The organism is Mycolicibacterium vinylchloridicum, assembly GCF_013404075.1.
In the GTDB taxonomy this organism is placed as follows: domain Bacteria; phylum Actinomycetota; class Actinomycetes; order Mycobacteriales; family Mycobacteriaceae; genus Mycobacterium; species Mycobacterium vinylchloridicum.
Window position 1 is genome coordinate 73,394 of the sequence record NZ_JACBJQ010000026.1, and the last position, 16,222, is coordinate 89,615.

At 68.1% G+C, this 16,222-nt stretch carries 15 protein-coding genes and 1 pseudogene; 9 read left to right on the plus strand and 7 right to left on the minus strand.

What is annotated here, in order from left to right; genetic code table 11:
- Positions 1 to 4: 4 nt before the first annotated feature.
- On the minus strand, positions 5 to 2,287 hold the full coding sequence (locus HPC46_RS21060; protein ID WP_179473496.1) for a TolB-like translocation protein: 2,283 nt from the start codon (positions 2,285 to 2,287) through the stop codon (positions 5 to 7).
- Between the two features lie 104 nt (positions 2,288 to 2,391).
- Here HPC46_RS21060 and HPC46_RS21065 point away from each other — a divergent pair, with 104 nt between their 5' ends.
- Complete coding sequence (locus HPC46_RS21065; protein WP_218894478.1) at positions 2,392 to 3,738, plus strand: DNA polymerase IV; 1,347 nt, start codon at positions 2,392 to 2,394, stop codon at positions 3,736 to 3,738.
- Here the strand turns inward: HPC46_RS21065 and HPC46_RS21070 are convergent.
- A complete protein-coding gene (locus tag HPC46_RS21070; RefSeq protein ID WP_179473499.1) occupies positions 3,703 to 4,620 on the minus strand; it encodes an asparaginase domain-containing protein in 918 nt (305 codons plus the stop codon). The genes HPC46_RS21065 and HPC46_RS21070 overlap by 36 nt on opposite strands.
- Here HPC46_RS21070 and lspA point away from each other — a divergent pair.
- The 3 genes from lspA to rarD are packed head-to-tail and all read left to right on the plus strand — an operon-like array spanning position 4,619 to position 7,013.
- Positions 4,619 to 5,188, plus strand: a complete 570-nt coding sequence (lspA, locus tag HPC46_RS21075) for a signal peptidase II (protein ID WP_179473501.1) — start codon at positions 4,619 to 4,621, stop codon at positions 5,186 to 5,188. The genes HPC46_RS21070 and lspA overlap by 2 nt on opposite strands.
- On the plus strand, positions 5,188 to 6,114 hold the full coding sequence (locus HPC46_RS21080; RefSeq protein WP_179473503.1) for an RluA family pseudouridine synthase: 927 nt from the start codon (positions 5,188 to 5,190) through the stop codon (positions 6,112 to 6,114). The genes lspA and HPC46_RS21080 overlap by 1 nt, the downstream gene beginning before the upstream one ends.
- A complete protein-coding gene (gene rarD / locus HPC46_RS21085) occupies positions 6,111 to 7,013 on the plus strand; it encodes an EamA family transporter RarD (RefSeq protein WP_179473505.1) in 903 nt (300 codons plus the stop codon). Before HPC46_RS21080 ends, rarD begins: the two co-directional genes overlap by 4 nt.
- Here the strand turns inward: rarD and HPC46_RS21090 are convergent.
- A complete protein-coding gene (locus HPC46_RS21090) occupies positions 6,989 to 8,023 on the minus strand; it encodes a polysaccharide pyruvyl transferase family protein (RefSeq protein ID WP_325096719.1) in 1,035 nt (344 codons plus the stop codon). The two genes, rarD and HPC46_RS21090, sit on opposite strands and share 25 nt — an antisense overlap.
- 24 nt (positions 8,024 to 8,047) lie before the next feature.
- On the opposite strand from HPC46_RS21090, the gene HPC46_RS21095 reads away from it, so the two are divergent.
- Both HPC46_RS21095 and HPC46_RS21100 read left to right on the plus strand, forming a co-directional pair.
- Positions 8,048 to 9,283 (plus strand): Rv1490 family membrane protein, encoded by a 1,236-nt coding sequence (locus HPC46_RS21095; RefSeq protein WP_179473509.1) that lies wholly within the window; start codon positions 8,048 to 8,050, stop codon positions 9,281 to 9,283.
- A gap of 27 nt (positions 9,284 to 9,310) precedes the next feature.
- Entirely contained in the window at positions 9,311 to 9,904 is a 594-nt protein-coding gene (locus tag HPC46_RS21100; protein ID WP_179473511.1) for a SecDF P1 head subdomain-containing protein, read from the plus strand.
- Here the strand turns inward: HPC46_RS21100 and HPC46_RS21105 are convergent.
- Positions 9,901 to 10,236, minus strand: a complete 336-nt coding sequence (locus HPC46_RS21105) for a DUF202 domain-containing protein (RefSeq protein ID WP_179473513.1) — start codon at positions 10,234 to 10,236, stop codon at positions 9,901 to 9,903. The two genes, HPC46_RS21100 and HPC46_RS21105, sit on opposite strands and share 4 nt — an antisense overlap.
- 4 nt (positions 10,237 to 10,240) lie before the next feature.
- A complete protein-coding gene (locus HPC46_RS21110) occupies positions 10,241 to 10,606 on the minus strand; it encodes a DUF202 domain-containing protein (RefSeq protein WP_179473515.1) in 366 nt (121 codons plus the stop codon).
- A gap of 70 nt (positions 10,607 to 10,676) precedes the next feature.
- On the opposite strand from HPC46_RS21110, the gene dnaE reads away from it, so the two are divergent.
- Complete coding sequence (gene dnaE / locus HPC46_RS21115; protein WP_179473517.1) at positions 10,677 to 14,225, plus strand: DNA polymerase III subunit alpha; 3,549 nt, start codon at positions 10,677 to 10,679, stop codon at positions 14,223 to 14,225.
- 9 nt (positions 14,226 to 14,234) lie between these two features.
- Here the strand turns inward: dnaE and HPC46_RS21120 are convergent, their stop codons facing one another.
- On the minus strand, positions 14,235 to 15,158 hold the full coding sequence (locus HPC46_RS21120; RefSeq protein ID WP_179473518.1) for an extracellular catalytic domain type 1 short-chain-length polyhydroxyalkanoate depolymerase: 924 nt from the start codon (positions 15,156 to 15,158) through the stop codon (positions 14,235 to 14,237).
- 119 nt (positions 15,159 to 15,277) lie between these two features.
- On the opposite strand from HPC46_RS21120, the gene HPC46_RS21125 reads away from it, so the two are divergent.
- Together HPC46_RS21125 and HPC46_RS21130 are read left to right on the plus strand one after the other, a co-directional pair.
- The gene (locus tag HPC46_RS21125; RefSeq protein WP_325096720.1) at positions 15,278 to 15,685 is read left to right on the plus strand and encodes a MarR family winged helix-turn-helix transcriptional regulator; all 408 of its coding nucleotides are present in this window, start codon (positions 15,278 to 15,280) and stop codon (positions 15,683 to 15,685) included.
- A 10-nt stretch (positions 15,686 to 15,695) separates the two neighbouring features.
- Positions 15,696 to 16,094 (plus strand): SRPBCC family protein, encoded by a 399-nt coding sequence (locus HPC46_RS21130; protein WP_179473520.1) that lies wholly within the window; start codon positions 15,696 to 15,698, stop codon positions 16,092 to 16,094.
- On the opposite strand, the pseudogene HPC46_RS21135 reads toward HPC46_RS21130, so the two are convergent.
- A pseudogene (locus HPC46_RS21135) lies at positions 16,091 to 16,222 on the minus strand (IS481 family transposase); the annotation flags it as partial. The gene HPC46_RS21130 and the pseudogene HPC46_RS21135 sit on opposite strands and share 4 nt — an antisense overlap.

Genomic DNA, 16,222 nt, shown 5'->3' on the forward strand with positions numbered 1-16,222 from the left:
CCTGTCAAACCAGCGTGGTGGACTTCGCGCCGAAGACGTGCTCCAGCTGGGTGTAGATGCTGCCCAGCGCGAGCAGACCGCCAAAGAACGCCCAGATCATGCCCACCCCGATGGCGAAGGGCACTGCCTGAAGAGCGCTGACGAATCGCCCGATCGGAGTGAGAGCGAGGGCCTCCACATCGACGCCCCACGGGGCTCGGACGGTGCTGACAGCAGCCGTACCGGTCGTGGTGTCCAAGGTCGCCCGGATTCCGGCGGAGGTACTGACCACGATGTGCTTGCCGTCAGCGCTGAGCTGACCGACGGCGATCGGGCCACCCGTCATGCGGGTCGTGACCCCAACCTGGTTGCCGGTCGTGGTGTCGATGACCACGAGATGAGTGCTGCTGCCGTGTGAGGACGTTGCGTCGACCTTGGTGACGATCGTGGCATGGGCGCCGTCGTCTGTCACGGTAGGAACGCCGATTTCGTGGCCCGGCACTGTGACACCCGAGCCGGTTTGGGCGCCCGTGGTGATATCGATCAGCATCAGGTGAAGGGCGTCGGGGATCAACAGGACGAAAAGGGCGTGGGTGCCGTCCGTGGCTGTCGACGGCCACGGCCAGAGGACTTGGCCGGCAATGGTGAGCGGGGCACCGGCCAGCTGGCCGGTGGCGGAGTCGACGGACGCGAAATGCGTTGCGGCGCCCTCTGTCGTGGTGATCAGGATGTGGGTCTTCTCGGCGTCGACGAAGGTGTAGCCCAGCACGCCGTCGAGGCTGAGGGTGGTGCCGGCTTGTTCGCCGGTGGTGGTGTCGAGGACAGCGATCTCGGTGGTGGCGCCGCCGGTCGTCACATACACCGCATGGATGCCGTCGGCGTTGAGCAACGGAGCTCCGGTCCAGCCATTGAGATCGAGGGTGGTGCCGGTGGGTTCGCCCGTGGTCGCGTCGACCACCACGATGTGAGTCTTGGCGCCGTCAGAGCTGGACGCCACGACGTGGACGCCGTCGGCAGCGAGCATTGTTGCCCGTGCCGCTCCCTCGAGAGTGACTGTCGCACCGGCTTGTTCGCCGCCGGCGGCATCGATCACCGCGATCTTGGTTTCGCCGCCGCCGGTCGCGGTGAGAACGACGTGCATACCGTCTGCGGTCACGATGGGTTCGCCCGCGAGCGAGCCGTCGATGGTGACCGTGTGGCCGGTCTGCGTGCCGGCGGTGGTGTTCAACACCGCTGCGCGCAGGGATGGCGAAGCGGACCCCGAAGTCTGCGTCAGGACAAGCAGATTGGTGTCGTCAATGCGCAGCGGTGTGGTGTTCCACGGAGAGCCGCCCTCGAGGCTGAACGGCGTGCCGACGATGGAACCCGTCGCGTCATCGACGACCGCGAATCGGGTGGCGCCGCCGGTGCTCGCGTCGTAGCGGAAGGTGCTGACCAGTGTGTGGCCACCGCCGAGCAGCTGTATGGCGGCATGGCCGTCGATACTCAGCGTCGTTCCGGTTTGTATGCCGGTCCTGGTGTCGAGCACCGCGAACTGGGTGCGGTACCCCGACGATGTGGTGTCTTGGCTCGTCGCGATCACGGCATGGTCGCCGGTGGCATCCACCAACGGCCCCCGGGAGGATCGGCCGTCGAGAACGAGGGTTGTGCCGGTCTGCGTTCCGGTGGCCCCATCGATCAGCGACACGTGGGTGGAATCACCGGTGAGGGTGTAGATCTCGGTGGCGATCAATACGTGCTTTCCGTCACCGACCTCGACCTGGCTTGACGGTCGCCCCACGAGGGCCAGGGTGGTCCCCAGCTGGATGCCGGTGGCCGTGTCGATCACCGCCACCTCGGTGGCATATGGCTGGCCTGGGTCATAGACCTCAGTGGTGACCATGACGCGTTTGGCGCTGTCGGTGATGAACGACGCCGACTTGGTGCCGCGAAGCGTGACAGTCGAACCCAGTTGGGCGCCGGTGGAGTTGTCCTGCACCGACAACCGGGTGGTGTAGCTGATCGACCCGTTGCTGGTGGTCTCGACGAGAAGGTTGTGGCCGTTGCCGACGTCGATCGTCTCGGTGGTGAAAGGAGTCGCTGAACTGGCAGCGGCAGGAGTCTTGCGCTTGCCTGCCGGCGCGATCTTGATCGAAGTCTTCGGGCGCTGTGGCGCCCGCGCCGATTTCGCCGTTCCGGACGACGCACTGTGCACGGACGGGGACCCGGTATCGGCCGACGCCGTCGGCGTGCCCAGCCAGATGGCCGTCCCGACACCCAACGCCACCGCCAACCCGCCGACATAGCCGACGAGATGTCCGCTGTTCATGCCGTTGATCGTGGGCCGGGCAGGGCGCGACGGCCTCCGTACCCGGCTACTGAACAGTCGGCCCATACGATCGACCCGTGGAGCGCTGGGTCCTGCATTTCGACATGGATGCGTTCTTCGCATCGGTCGAACAGCTGACCCGTCCCACCCTGCGCGGCAGGCCGGTCCTGGTCGGCGGGCTGGGCGGGCGCGGCGTGGTCGCCGGGGCCAGCTACGAGGCCCGGGTGTTCGGCGCCCGCTCGGCGATGCCGATGCACCAGGCCCGGCGCATGGTCGGGGCCGCCGCGGTCGTGCTCCCGCCCCGCGGAGTGGTGTACGGCGTGGCCAGCCGCCGCGTCCTGGACACCGTGCGCGCCATGGTGCCGGTCCTGGAACAACTGTCCTTCGACGAGGCGTTCGGCGAACCGGCCGAACTGGTCGGGGCCAGCGCCGAGGAGGTCGAGGAATTCGCGGTGCGGCTGCGACGACGTGTCAAGGAGGAGACCGGTCTGGTGGCCTCGGTCGGGGCCGGGTCGGGCAAGCAGATCGCCAAGATCGCCTCGGATCTGGCCAAACCCGACGGGCTGCGGGTGGTCCGCCGCGACGAGGAGCGCATCCTGCTGGACGGGCTGCCGGTCCGCCGGTTATGGGGCATCGGCCCGGTGGCCGAGGACAAGCTGCACCGGCTCGGCATCGACACCGTCGGGCAGCTGGCCGCCCTGTCCGACGCCGAGGCCGCCAGCATCCTCGGCGCGACCGTCGGGCCCGCGCTGCACCGGCTGGCCCGCGGTATCGACGACCGGCCGGTGGCCGAACGGGCCGAGGCCAAGCAGATCAGCGCCGAGTCGACGTTCCCGGCCGACCTGACCACCCTGGAAGCGCTGCGGGACGCGATCGGCCCGATCGCCGAGCATGCCCACCGGCGCCTCGAGCGTGACGGCCGCGGCGCCCGCACCGTCACGGTCAAGCTCAAACGGTCCGATATGACGACGCTGACCCGGTCAGCCACGCTCCCGTATGCGACCGGAGACGCCGGGACGCTGAGCGCCACGGCCCGCCGGCTGCTGCTGGACCCGCGCGAGGTGGGCCCCATTCGCCTTCTCGGCGTTGGCTTTTCGGGACTGTCCGATGTCCGGCAGGAGTCGCTGTTCCCCGATCTCGAACAGCTGGAGGCGGAGGTCGCCGACGCGTTGGACACCCACCCGCCGGTACCCGGGCCCGCACCTGATGGCGGTGGCTGGCGCATCGGTGACGACGTCAGCCACCCCGGCCTGGGCCACGGTTGGGTGCAGGGCGCCGGTCACGGTGTGGTCAGCGTGCGGTTCGAGACCCGCGGCAGCGGGCCCGGCGTGATGCGGACCTTTCCGATCGACAACCCCGAGCTGACCAAGGCCAATCCGGTCGACAGCCTGGACTGGAACGAATACCTGGCCCGCTCAGCGCAGGCGGCCGATGACGTCGATCACGGGTAGCCCCAGACTCAGCGCCACCATCAGCAGCACCCGAGCCTGACTGCTGCGCAGTGCGGGCACCATCACCGCGCCGGCTTCGACCAGGTCATGGCCCGGCCCGTACAGCGCGGCGGTGCGACCGAGGGGCACCCGGGTGGTCACCACGACCGCCACCCCGCGGGCGCACGCGCGACGCACCGCCCCGACCACTGCGGCACCGGCGTTACCCGCCCCCATCGCCTCGATGACCAGGCCGCGAGCCCCGGCTGCGGCGAACGCGTCGATCGCCGCCCCGTCGGCGCCCGGATACGCCGCCACGATGTCCACCCGCGCAACGTCAGCGACGGCGCCCACATACGCCCGCTGTTTGGTACCGGTCACCGAGAACACCCCGGCGCTCACCGCGCCCACCGGCGGGCGACCGCCAAAGAGGCCCGGACCGCCCACCTTGGTGCTGCCCAGCGGTGCCCGCACCGTCCCGGCGAAGCAGATCAGCACGCCCAGCTCCTTGGCGAGCGGGCTGGCCGCCACGGTCAGCGCATCGCGCAGATTGCCCGGGCCGTCCGCATCGGGAGCGTCGGCGGGCAGTGCCGCCCCGGTCACGACCACCGGCGCCGTACCGCCGTAGGTGAGTTCCAGCCACAGCGCGGTCTCTTCGAGGGTGTCGGTGCCATGCGTGACGACGACGCCGTCGGCGTCTCGGGCCGCCTCGGTGACGGCGGCGCCGATCCGCAGCCACTCGGCGGGGGTCAGCTGCGAGCTGTCCACGGTGAACAGGTCGATCACCTGTGCGTCCAGGCCCGACGCCAGCTCCGCGCCGCGGTGCACGGGCCGCAGCACGCCGGCGCTGTCGGCACTGGTGGAGATGGTTCCGCCGGTGGTGACGACGACAAGGCGCGGCATGGGAAACAGACTAGGGAATGATGGGGGAGTGACCGACGAATCCACGCCCGCTACCGAGTCGCCGCGGCGGCGGCTGCGGCTGTTGCTGTCGGTCGCCGGCGTTGTGCTGGCGCTCGACGTCATCACCAAGGTGCTGGCGGTGCGCTGGCTGACCCCGGGACAACCGGTGTCGATCATCGGTGACACCGTCACCTGGACGCTGGTGCGGAACTCCGGTGCGGCGTTCTCGATGGCCACCGGCTACACGTGGGTGCTGACGCTGGTCGCCACCGGCGTGGTGGTGGGCATCTTCTGGATGGGCCGACGGCTGGTGTCGCCGTGGTGGGCGCTGGGGCTGGGGATGATCCTCGGCGGCGCGCTGGGCAACCTGGTCGACCGGTTCTTCCGTTCACCCGGCCCGCTGCGCGGCCACGTCGTCGACTTTCTGTCCATCGGCTGGTGGCCGGTGTTCAACGTGGCCGACCCCGCGGTGGTCGGCGGTGCGATCCTGCTGGTCGCTCTCTCGCTGTTCGGGTACGACTTCGACAGCACCGGACGGCGGAAGACTGAACCGGCCGAGACAGCCTGATGGCGGAACGGTCGATGCCGGTCCCCGAAGGTCTGGCCGGCTTGCGTGTCGACGCCGGCCTGGCCCGGCTGTTGGGACTGTCCCGCACTGCCGTGGCCGCCATCGCCGAGGACGGCGGTGTGGAACTCGACGGCGTGCGGGCCGGCAAGTCCGACCGCCTCGAAGCCGGCGCCTGGCTGCACGTGCAGATCCCCGAGGAAGCCCCGCCGCCGGAGAACACGCCCGTCGATATCGAGGGCATGACGATCCTGTACTCCGATGCCGACATCGTCGCCGTGGACAAACCGCCGGGCGTGGCCGCGCACGCGACGGTCGGCTGGCACGGTCCCACCGTGCTCGGCGGGCTGGCCGCGGCCGGATTCCGGATCAGCACCTCCGGGATCCACGAGCGCCAGGGCATCGTGCACCGTCTCGACGTCGGCACCTCCGGGGTGATGGTGGTCGCCCTGTCCGAGCGGGCCTACACCGTGCTCAAGCGGGCCTTCAAGGCGCGCACCGTGGACAAGCGCTATCACGCTGTGGTGCAAGGTCATCCGGATCCGTCCAGCGGCACCATCGACGCGCCGATCGGGCGACATCGCGGCCATGACTGGAAATTCGCCGTCACCGAGACCGGGCGGCACAGCGTCACCCACTACGACACGCTCGAAATGTTCAGGGCGGCAAGCCTTCTCGATATTCATCTGGAAACCGGTCGCACTCACCAGATTCGGGTGCATTTCGCCGCGTTGCATCATCCGTGCGCGGGTGATCTGACCTACGGTGCCGACCCGGTGCTGGCCAAGCGGCTCGGCCTGGACCGGCAGTGGCTGCACGCCCGATCGCTGGCGTTCGCACACCCGGCCGACGGCAGGCATTTCGAGGTCACCAGCCCGTATCCGGCCGATCTGCAGCACGCCCTGGACTCGCTGCGCCACGACTCGTGACGGCCGGACGCCGGGACACCAAGTCCGGCGGGCTGCTCTACGGCATCGGCGCGTACGGCTCCTGGGGGCTGTTCCCGGCGTTCTTCCCGCTGCTGAGACCCGCAGGCGCACTGGAGGTTCTGGCTCACCGCATCATCTGGACGACGGTGTTGATGACCGGTGTCGTGGTCGCCATGCGCAAGCTGCCCGAACTCAAGGCGATCACCACGCGCACCTGGCTGCTGCTGCTGTGCGCCTCGGCGCTGGTGTCGGCCAACTGGGTGATTTTCATCTACGCCGTCAACAACGGCCACGTGGTCGACGGTGCACTCGGTTACTTCATCAACCCTCTGGTCAGCGTGCTGCTCGGGGTGGTGATCTTCTCCGAGCGGCTCAATCGGGCTCAGCTGGTGGCCGTGGTGATCGCGCTGGCGGCGGTGATCCTGCTGGCCGTCGAGGTCGGCGGCCCACCGTTCATCGCGCTCGGTCTGGCCCTGACGTTCGGCCTGTACGGCGTGGTCAAGAAGGTGGTGCCCACCGATCCGCGGGTCAGCGTCGGCGTGGAGGCCGCACTCGCTGCGCCGTTCGCCATCGCCTACGTCGTCGTGCTGCAGGTCTCCGGGCACGGCGAGTTCACCAACAACGGCCCGGGTCACATCGTGTTGATGATGCTGTCCGGCCCGATCACCGCGATCCCGCTGCTGTTCTTCGCCGCCGCCGCGCAACGCCTGCCGCTGGTGACCCTCGGGCTGCTGATGTACCTGAATCCGGCCATGCAGATGACCTGGGGAGTGCTGGTGGCGCACGAGCCGATGCCGCCGGCCCGCTGGGTCGGCTTCGCGCTGATCTGGCTGGCGCTGCTGGTGTTCAGCGGGGACGCGCTGCGCCGGGCCCGTCAGCCGGCGGCGACACCGAGCTGACGGCGCAGCGCGCTGTACTCGGCGTCGAGTTGGGTGCGCAGCCGGTCCACGGCGGCACGCTTGGTGGCCCGGATGGCGGTGGCGTCGGCAAGTGAGTTCAGCACCCGGTCGACGACGGCGGCGCCGGTCACCCGGTCGGTACGGATCAGCGATCCCTCGTCGTCGATGGACAGCGCGAAGTCGCGGCACTTCGGTTGGTACTCAAGGGAAACCACCGGGGTGTCGGCGAGGGCGGCCAGTATCCCGGCGTGCAGCCGGCAGACGATGGCCGCCGAGCAGCGGCCGAACTCCCGTGCCGCCGTCACTGCGTCGGCCGGTACCAGGATGTCTGCCTGCACGCCCGCGAACGCCATCTCCACCCACTTGCGGTCGCTGGGGTTCATCAGGATGCCGACAAACCGGTGGCCGCGGCCGGCCAGTTCGCGCACCGCGATGCCGACCTGTTCGGCGACGCCGGCCGGATCGTGTCCCCACAGATCGTCGCCGTAGCCGAGGTTCAGCCCGATCAGGCCGTCGGTGACCGGCACCTCGGGGCGCGGCAGGATCAGCGCCGGATCCCCGGTCACCTGCGCCGTCAACCCGATGTCGGCGAGCAGTTCGACACTTCGCGGGCCACGCACCGACACCGAGTCGAAACCGGCCAGGATCGGCTTCCACTTGGTCAGCTCGCTGCGGCCCGAGCCGCTGCCACGACCGCCATACCCGGGGTCCTGGACGCCGACGCCGATCGCGTACTTGCCGATGTTCTTGGTCACCGCGAGGCCCAGCCGCGCCAGCAGGCGGAAGTAGCGCACGCCGACCAGGGTCCCGCCACCCATCACCAGCGTGCTGGGCCGACGCGCCCGCTCCAGCGCCGCGGACGGCGGGAACACGAACTCATGGGCCAGCCGCGGGACGTCGTTGAACACGACGCCGGGGAGCTGCGATTTCACCGCGTCGTAGATCGCGTCGTCGCCGAGATTGTCCTTCTCGTGGAAGCCCAGATAGGCGACCGTCGCGTCTTGGCTCACGTGGACCGACCCTATACTCATCGGATGCCGGACACCGCGGTCAACACCGGCGGTCGGCGTGGCTTCTTCATCACGTTCACGGTGCTGCTGGCGGTGTGGGCGGCGGTGCTGCTGACGATCGCGCTGACCGTGATCCCCGACGGCTACTGGTATTCCTACTTCGCCATCGATTACACCGTGGGTTTCATCCGGCGCGGACTGGCCGGCGAGATCCTGGGCCTGTTCGGCTCGGCGCACTACTTCGGTGGGCTGGCCGTGCTGCGCTGGGTGCCGACGGTGTTCTTCGTTCTGGGTCTCGCGGCGGTGGCGTGGTCGGTCGCGCTGAGGTCCGGGCGCTCGCAACGACGGCGGCTGCTGGCCCTGCTGATTCCCGTCCTGCCGTTCGGGTTCGCGTTCGGCCTGTTCTCGGCGCGCACCGACCTGCTGGGCGGCGCCGCACTCGCCGTCTTCGCGGTGGTGCTGACCCGCGTCACCACCACCCGCGCGACCCTGATCGCCAGCGCCGTCTACGGTGCGACGCTGGCCGTGCTGACGCTGATCCACGAGGCGACGCCGTTCCTCTTCGGCCTCGGTGTGCTGGCGGCACTGACCGTGCTGGCGGACCGGCTGTGCGCCAGAGGGTTTCGGGCCAGTGTCGTGCTGTCGCTCGGGCCCGCGGTAGTGGTTGCGATGGCCCTGGCCGCATTCGGCCGGCGGAAGGTGTCGCCCCAGCTGTGCGAGCTGGTGCAGCACGGGCCGATGAACCATCCGCTGGCCGGCAAGCCCACCATCGGCCAGCTGCTGAGCGGCTTCCACTACTACGTCGACTACCACGACTGGTTCTGCCGGGCGTTCCTGCCGCTGTTCGACATGACTTTCTCCGAAGGCGTGCGCTTCGTCGGCAGCATCGGCGTTGTGGCGCTGGCCGGCTCGACGATCTACGGGATCGCGACGCTGATCATCAGTATGTTGTCCATCGGCCACGTCTCGGGTGTCCCGGTAGGGCGGTTCACGGCGGTGCTGCGTTCTCGTCCCCTGGCGATGCTCATCGGCGTGGTGATGATCCTGCCGGTGTTCGCCACCGGCGTGGACTGGGTCCGCTGGTGGGTCGTCATCGCGTTCGATCTGGGCATCGTATTTTTGCTGTACACCCGCGATCAGCCCGAAATCGACGAGCCACCCACCCGGCGCACCCTGGTCGTGTTCGCCGTCGGCGCCATCCTGTTGGCGGTGATCCCGATCGGCATCATTCCCGGCTTCGGCGCACCGGTTCCGATGTAGGCCAACGAGACACAGATCGAGGAGCGCATGACCGACAATCTCCGCCGCCGGCGAATCACGATCGCGATAGTGGCCGGACTGGCGTCGGTCGCGATCATCGTACCGGTGCTCGGTGTACTGCTGACCCCGGGGATTCTGTTCAATCGGCAAGACCCGATGGCGGCGCTGACGACCACGACGACCACCCCGCCGCCGCTGACCATCAAGCCGCTCCAACTGCGGTCGGTGAACGGGATGTACGTCATCCAGCCCGGTGACTGCGACCCGAAACCGCCGGTCCCACCGGATCAGCCGCTGCGCATCTGCGACCTCGCCAAGACCGCGGTGTTCGATCTGGGGCCCCAGGTGCTGACGCTTCAGCTCACGGATGTGGACTCGTTCCTGAACCCGCTGACCGCCAAGCAGATCGTGCAGATCAGCATGACTCCCGAGTCGACGACGGCGTTCGCCGACTACACCGGCTCCCACATCGACCAGCAGGTCGCGTTCGTCCGGTCCGGTGTGGTCGTGTGGGCGCCGAAGATCACCGAGAAGATCGACGGCGACACGCTGCAGCTCTCCGGTGAGGTGACGGAGGAGCAGGCGCGGGAGATGGCCCGGATGCTCAAAGACGAGGCCTAGATGTACTCCGCGAGGATCGCCGTGCCGATGCCGACGACGACCACGGCCATGAACGCGGTGGCGCCGGGGACCAGATAGCGCGACAGCGGTGTCTGGCCGGCTGTCACGGTGTCGCGCACCCGCTGATAGCGCTGCCGGACCAGCAGCAGGGCGGCCAGCGCGGCCACCGTCGTCAGCAGGACGCCGGGCCACGGCGGGAACCGTTCGACGATGCTCCAGCGCACCACGAGCGCACCGACGGCCAGCACGCCGATGACCGTGCGCTGCCACGCGAGCGCCGTCCGCTCGGCGACCCCCGTTGCGTCGAGAAGGTCTCGATCAGGGTTGTCCATCTGCTCAGAATTCGGCGAGGTACACCAGGACCGCCGCGGCCACGATGATGATCCCGATACCGGAGACGATGATCCGGGGCATCGGGTCGGTCGGCAGGGACCGCTTCTCCCGCAGTGCCCGCTCGGTGCGGTCCCAGCGCATGTACCCCCCGATCGTGACGGTCAAAGACAACGCCAGCAGCAAGGCCGTGATCACGATCCGCAACGGCCGGGGGCCGAAATCGTGGACCAGGCTGGCCAGCGCCACCGCGCCGGCCAGCAGCGCCAACCCGGTGCGCAGCCACGCCAGGAACGTCCGCTCGTTGGCCAGGGTGAAGCGGTAGTCGGGGTCGGTGCCCACGCTGCGCAGCGGGGGTTTGGGCGCGAACATAGGGATCACCCTAGACACGTGCCGCGACACGCCGAAGGCTGTCGGTCCGCGGCCCTAGACTGACGGGCCTATGGGTAAGAACGACTCCTTCGTACACCTGCACAACCACACCGAGTACTCGATGCTCGACGGTGCCGCGAAGATCACCCCCATGCTGGCCGAGGCGCAACGCCTCGAGATGCCGGCCATCGGCATGACCGACCACGGAAACATGTTCGGGGCCAGCGAGTTCTACAACGCGGCCACCAAGGTCGGCATCAAGCCGATCATCGGTGTCGAGGCCTACATTGCGCCCGGTTCGCGATTCGACACCCGCCGCATCCTGTGGGGTGATCCGGGCCAGAAGAGCGACGACGTGTCGGGTAGCGGCTCGTACACGCACATGACGATGATGGCCGAGAACGCGACCGGCCTGCGCAACCTGTTCAAGCTGTCCTCGCGGGCCTCATTCGAGGGGCAGCTGGGTAAGTGGTCGCGGATGGACGCCGAGATCATCGCCGAGCATGCCGAGGGCATCATCGCCACCACCGGCTGCCCGTCGGGCGAGGTGCAGACCCGGCTGCGGCTGGGCCAGGAGAAGGAGGCGCTGGAGTCGGCCGCCAAATGGCGGGAGATCTTCGGCCCGGACAACTACTTCCTGGAACTGATGGACCACGGGCTGTCGATCGAGCGTCGGGTCCGTGAGGGCCTGTTGGAGGTCGGCCGCAAGCTCGGCATCCCCGCGCTGGCCACCAATGACTGCCACTACGTCACCCGGGACGCGTCGCACAATCACGAAGCGCTGCTGTGCATCCAGACCGGCAAGACGCTCTCGGACCCCAACCGGTTCAAGTTCGACGGCGACGGCTACTACCTGAAGTCGGCTGCCGAGATGCGGGCGCTGTGGGACGCCGAGGTCCCCGAGGCGTGCGACTCGACGCTGCTGATCGCCGAACGGGTGCAGTCCTACGCCGACGTGTGGACCCCGACCGACCGGATGCCGATCTTCCCGGTGCCCGACGGCCACGACCAGGGCAGCTGGCTGCGCCACGAGGTCGAAGCCGGTCTGCGGCGGCGCTTTCCGGACGGCGTGCCGCCGGAGTACACCGAGCGGGCCAGCTACGAGATCGACGTCATCTGCGGCAAGGGCTTCCCGTCGTACTTCCTGATCGTGGCCGACCTGATCAACTACGCGCGCTCCATCGACATCCGGGTGGGGCCCGGCCGCGGATCGGCCGCCGGTTCGCTGGTGGCCTACGCGCTGGGGATCACCAATATCGACCCGATCCCGCACGGTCTGCTGTTCGAGCGGTTCCTCAACCCGGAACGCCCGTCGGCACCCGATATCGATATCGACTTCGACGACCGCCGCCGCGGTGAGATGGTGCGCTACGCCGCCGAGAAGTGGGGCAGTGACCGGGTCGCCCAGGTCATCACCTTCGGCACCATCAAAACCAAAGCAGCACTGAAGGATTCGGCTCGCGTCCACTACGGCCAGCCCGGCTTCGCGATCGCCGACCGGATCACCAAGGCGCTGCCGCCGCCGATCATGGCCAAGGACATCCCGCTGTCGGGTATCACCGACCCGAACCACGAGCGGTACAAGGAGGCCGCCGAGGTTCGCGGCCTGATCGACACCGATCCCGACGTGCGCACCATCTACGAGACCGCGCGCGGGCTGGAGGGCCTGGTCCGTAACGCCGGCGTGCACGCGTGCGCGGTGATCATGAGCTCCGAGCCGCTGATCGAGGCCATTCCGCTGTGGAAGCGGCCGCAGGACGGAGCGATCATCACCGGCTGGGACTACCCGTCGTGCGAGGCCATCGGCCTGCTGAAGATGGACTTCCTCGGCCTGCGGAACCTGACGATCATCGGCGACTGTATCGAGAACATCAAAGCCAACCGCGGCATCGACCTGGACCTCGACACGCTGCCGTTCGATGATCCCAAGGCCTACGAACTCCTGGGCCGCGGCGACACCCTGGGCGTGTTCCAGCTCGACGGCGGGCCGATGCGCGATCTGCTGCGGCGCATGCAGCCGACCGAGTTCAACGACATCGTCGCCGTGCTGGCCCTGTACCGGCCCGGTCCGATGGGCATGAACGCGCACAACGACTACGCCGACCGCAAGAACAACCGGCAAGCCATCAAGCCGATCCACCCCGAGCTGGAGGAACCGCTCAAGGAGATCCTGGCCGAAACCTACGGCCTGATCGTCTACCAAGAGCAGATCATGTTCATCGCGCAGAAGGTTGCCTCCTACTCGATGGGTAAGGCCGATGCGCTGCGAAAAGCCATGGGCAAGAAGAAGCTCGAGGTTCTGGAAGCCGAGTATCAGGGCTTCAAGGAGGGGATGACCGCCAACGGCTTCTCCGAGAAGGCGGTCAAGGCGCTGTGGGACACCATTCTTCCGTTCGCCGGTTACGCGTTCAACAAATCGCATGCCGCCGGCTACGGGCTGGTGTCGTACTGGACCGCCTACCTGAAGGCCAACTACCCGGCCGAGTACATGGCCGGGCTGCTCACCTCGGTCGGTGACGACAAGGACAAGGCCGCGGTCTATCTCGCCGACTGCCGCCGGCTGGGCATCACGGTGCTGCCGCCCGACGTCAACGAGTCGGTGCAGAACTTCGCCTCGGTGGACGACGACATCCGGTTCGGGCTCGGCGCCATCCGTAACGTCGGCGCCAACGTGGTCAGCTCGCTGATCGCCACCCGCACCGAGAAGGGCAAGTTCACCGACTTCTCCGACTACCTGAACAAGATCGACATCGCGGCCTGCAACAAGAAGGTCACCGAATCCTTGGTCAAGGCAGGTGCTTTCGATTCGCTGAAGCATCCCCGCAAGGGGCTGTTCCTGATCCACACCGACGCCGTCGACTCGGTGCTGGGCACCAAGAAGGCCGAGGCGATCGGTCAGTTCGACCTGTTCGGCGGCGGTGACGGAGGTGACGCCGACGGCGCCGACGCAGCGTTCACCATCCGCGTGCCGGACGAGGAGTGGGACGACAAGCACAAGCTCGCGCTCGAGCGGGAGATGCTGGGGCTGTACGTCTCCGGGCATCCGCTCAACGGGGTGGCCCACCTGCTGACCGCGCAGGTCGATACCCAGATTCCGGCGATCCTCGCCGGTGACGTCGCCAATGACACCCAGGTTCGCGTCGGCGGAATCCTGGCCGGTGTCAACCGTCGCGTCAACAAGAACGGAATGCCCTGGGCCTCAGCGCAGTTGGAGGACCTGAGCGGCGGCATCGAGGTGATGTTCTTCCCGCAGACCTACACGCTGTTCGGTGCCGAGATCGCCGATGACGCCGTGGTCCTGGTCGGCGGCAAGGTCCGCATCCAGGACGACCGGATCTCGTTGATCGCCAACGAGCTTGTGGTGCCGGACTTTTCGAATGCACAGGTGGACCGGCCGGTGGCGGTGAGTCTACCCACCCGGCAGTGCACGATCGACAAGGTCACCGCGCTCAAGCAGGTGCTGGCCCGGCATCCCGGCACCTCGCAGGTACACCTGAGGCTGATCAGCGGTGATCGCATCACCACGCTGGAACTCGATCAGTCGCTGCGGGTCACACCGTCCTCGGCGCTGATGGGTGACTTGAAGGCGCTGCTGGGCCCCGGTTGCCTCGGCGGTTAGATCCACCCCTCAGAGGTGATGTTGGCTGAAGAACTGCCAGATCGTGGTGGTCGCGTCTAAAGCCGTCGATGGCGGCGGAAGTCCGGCAACCTTTTCCACCACCGGATTCGCAATCCCGCCGGGCCACTGATGGCCGGCACCTGCGACGGTGATGAGTTCCACGGTCTTGCCGGCCGGGCAGTCTGCTCGCTGTGTGGTCACATCGCCACTGGTTGACGAGACGGGCGGTGCGCAGCCGTCGATCGTGCGCCAGGTGGCGTTCACCGACTCCGCCGAGGGGCCGTCGACTCTCGGTAAACCCGCTGCAGTGAGAGCTTTACCCGGGCCACCCCCATAGGGAACTCGGTCGTCGGCGGCGCCGTGGATCTGCAGAACCGAGGTCGGTGCAGCGCCGGAGCAGCTGGTGAGCAGGGTGCCCGCCACGGGCGCGACCGCGGCGAAAAGCGCGCTCTGGCAAGCCAATCGCAGCGCCATCATGGCCCCGTTCGACATGCCGGTGACGAACACCCGGGTGGTGTCGATAGGGATCTGTTGCTCGATCACGCCCACCATCGCGCTGAGAAACGCGACGTCGTCGACGCCGGTCCGCGCCGGCCGGCCACAACACGATCCGGCATTCCACGCTCTGTCCAGTCCATCGGGGTAGGCGACGACAAAGCGTCCGGTGTCTGCCTGGGCATCCCAGCGGTATGCGCGTTCGGCTTGTGCCCCGTCGCCGTAGCCACCGTGCAGCATCACGACCAAGGGTGCGGGTTCGGAAATGCCGTCGGGTCGGTAGATGTGAAACGTGCGGGTCAATCCACCGACCGACAGCGACTGCGTGGACTGCCCGGGGGTGCCCGTCGCTCGGCTGCCGCCGACACAACCCCCTATAACCAGAATGACGGCGCTGATCGTCACGATCGCCAACGCCCGGGCGGCTCGAGTCGGCATAGAGCCCATCCTCACCCCGGAGATCATAATTGACAAGTTACTTGTCAAAATGCTCGTCGGTGGCACACTCGTACCCCGTGACGACGCGATCCGTTTCCGACTCGGGCTGGCGCCCCACCGTGCCGGCCCTCGTCCACATGCTGGCCGCCAGCGGCGGGCCGGGGCTGCGGGCCGCCTTCGCCGCGGCCGGTCTCGATGGCTTGCGACCGGCGCAGGCGGTGGCCCTCGTGCCGCTGGCCGCTGGTGCGCTCCATGCGTCCGACCTGGCTGATCGGCTCCGCGTCAGCCGGCAGGCGGTAGCGCAGGCCATCAGGGCTCTGGAATCCCACGGCTACATCGTGCGATCTCCCGACGACACCGATGCGCGTGCGCTGTTGATCGCGCTGACGCCGCGGGGACGCCACGCCTTGCGGGTCATGCGCGGGAACGCCCTTGCTGTCGAACAACATTGGGAGGCGGTACTGGGGCGGCAGCGGCTCGACGATCTCCGCGAGACAGTGCAGTCATTACTCGACGCCCAGGGTTAACGTTGGAGCCATGAATGAGTCCCGGCACATCAGCGCATGGATCAACCGCTCGGCGGTCGACGTGTATCGCTACGCGGCCGACCCGGCGCATCTGCCCGAGTGGGCGGCCGGCCTGGCGCGCAGCGAGCTGACCAGGGTCGGCGACACCTGGGTGGCGACGTCACCGATGGGGGAGATCGCCATCGAGTTCACCCCGGCCAACGATCTGGGGGTGCTCGATCACGTCGTCACCCTGCCGTCCGGCGAGCCGGTCTTCAATCCGCTGCGGGTGGTGGCGGCCGGCGACCAGTGGTGCGAGGTGGTGTTCACGCTGCGGCGCAGGCCGGACATGTCCGATGACGAGTACGCGGCCGACGGCGCCGCGGTGGCCGCTGACCTGGCCACCCTGAAACGGATTTTGGAGCGCTAGCTGTACTGACCTGAGAGGTTAGGTACGCGGCTGGCGGGTGGTTGGCCGCCGAGTGCGGTGTGGCCGCGGTGGCAATTGTAGGTGTGCAGCCAGGTGGTGAACGCTGCGCAGCGTTCGGCATCGCTGCG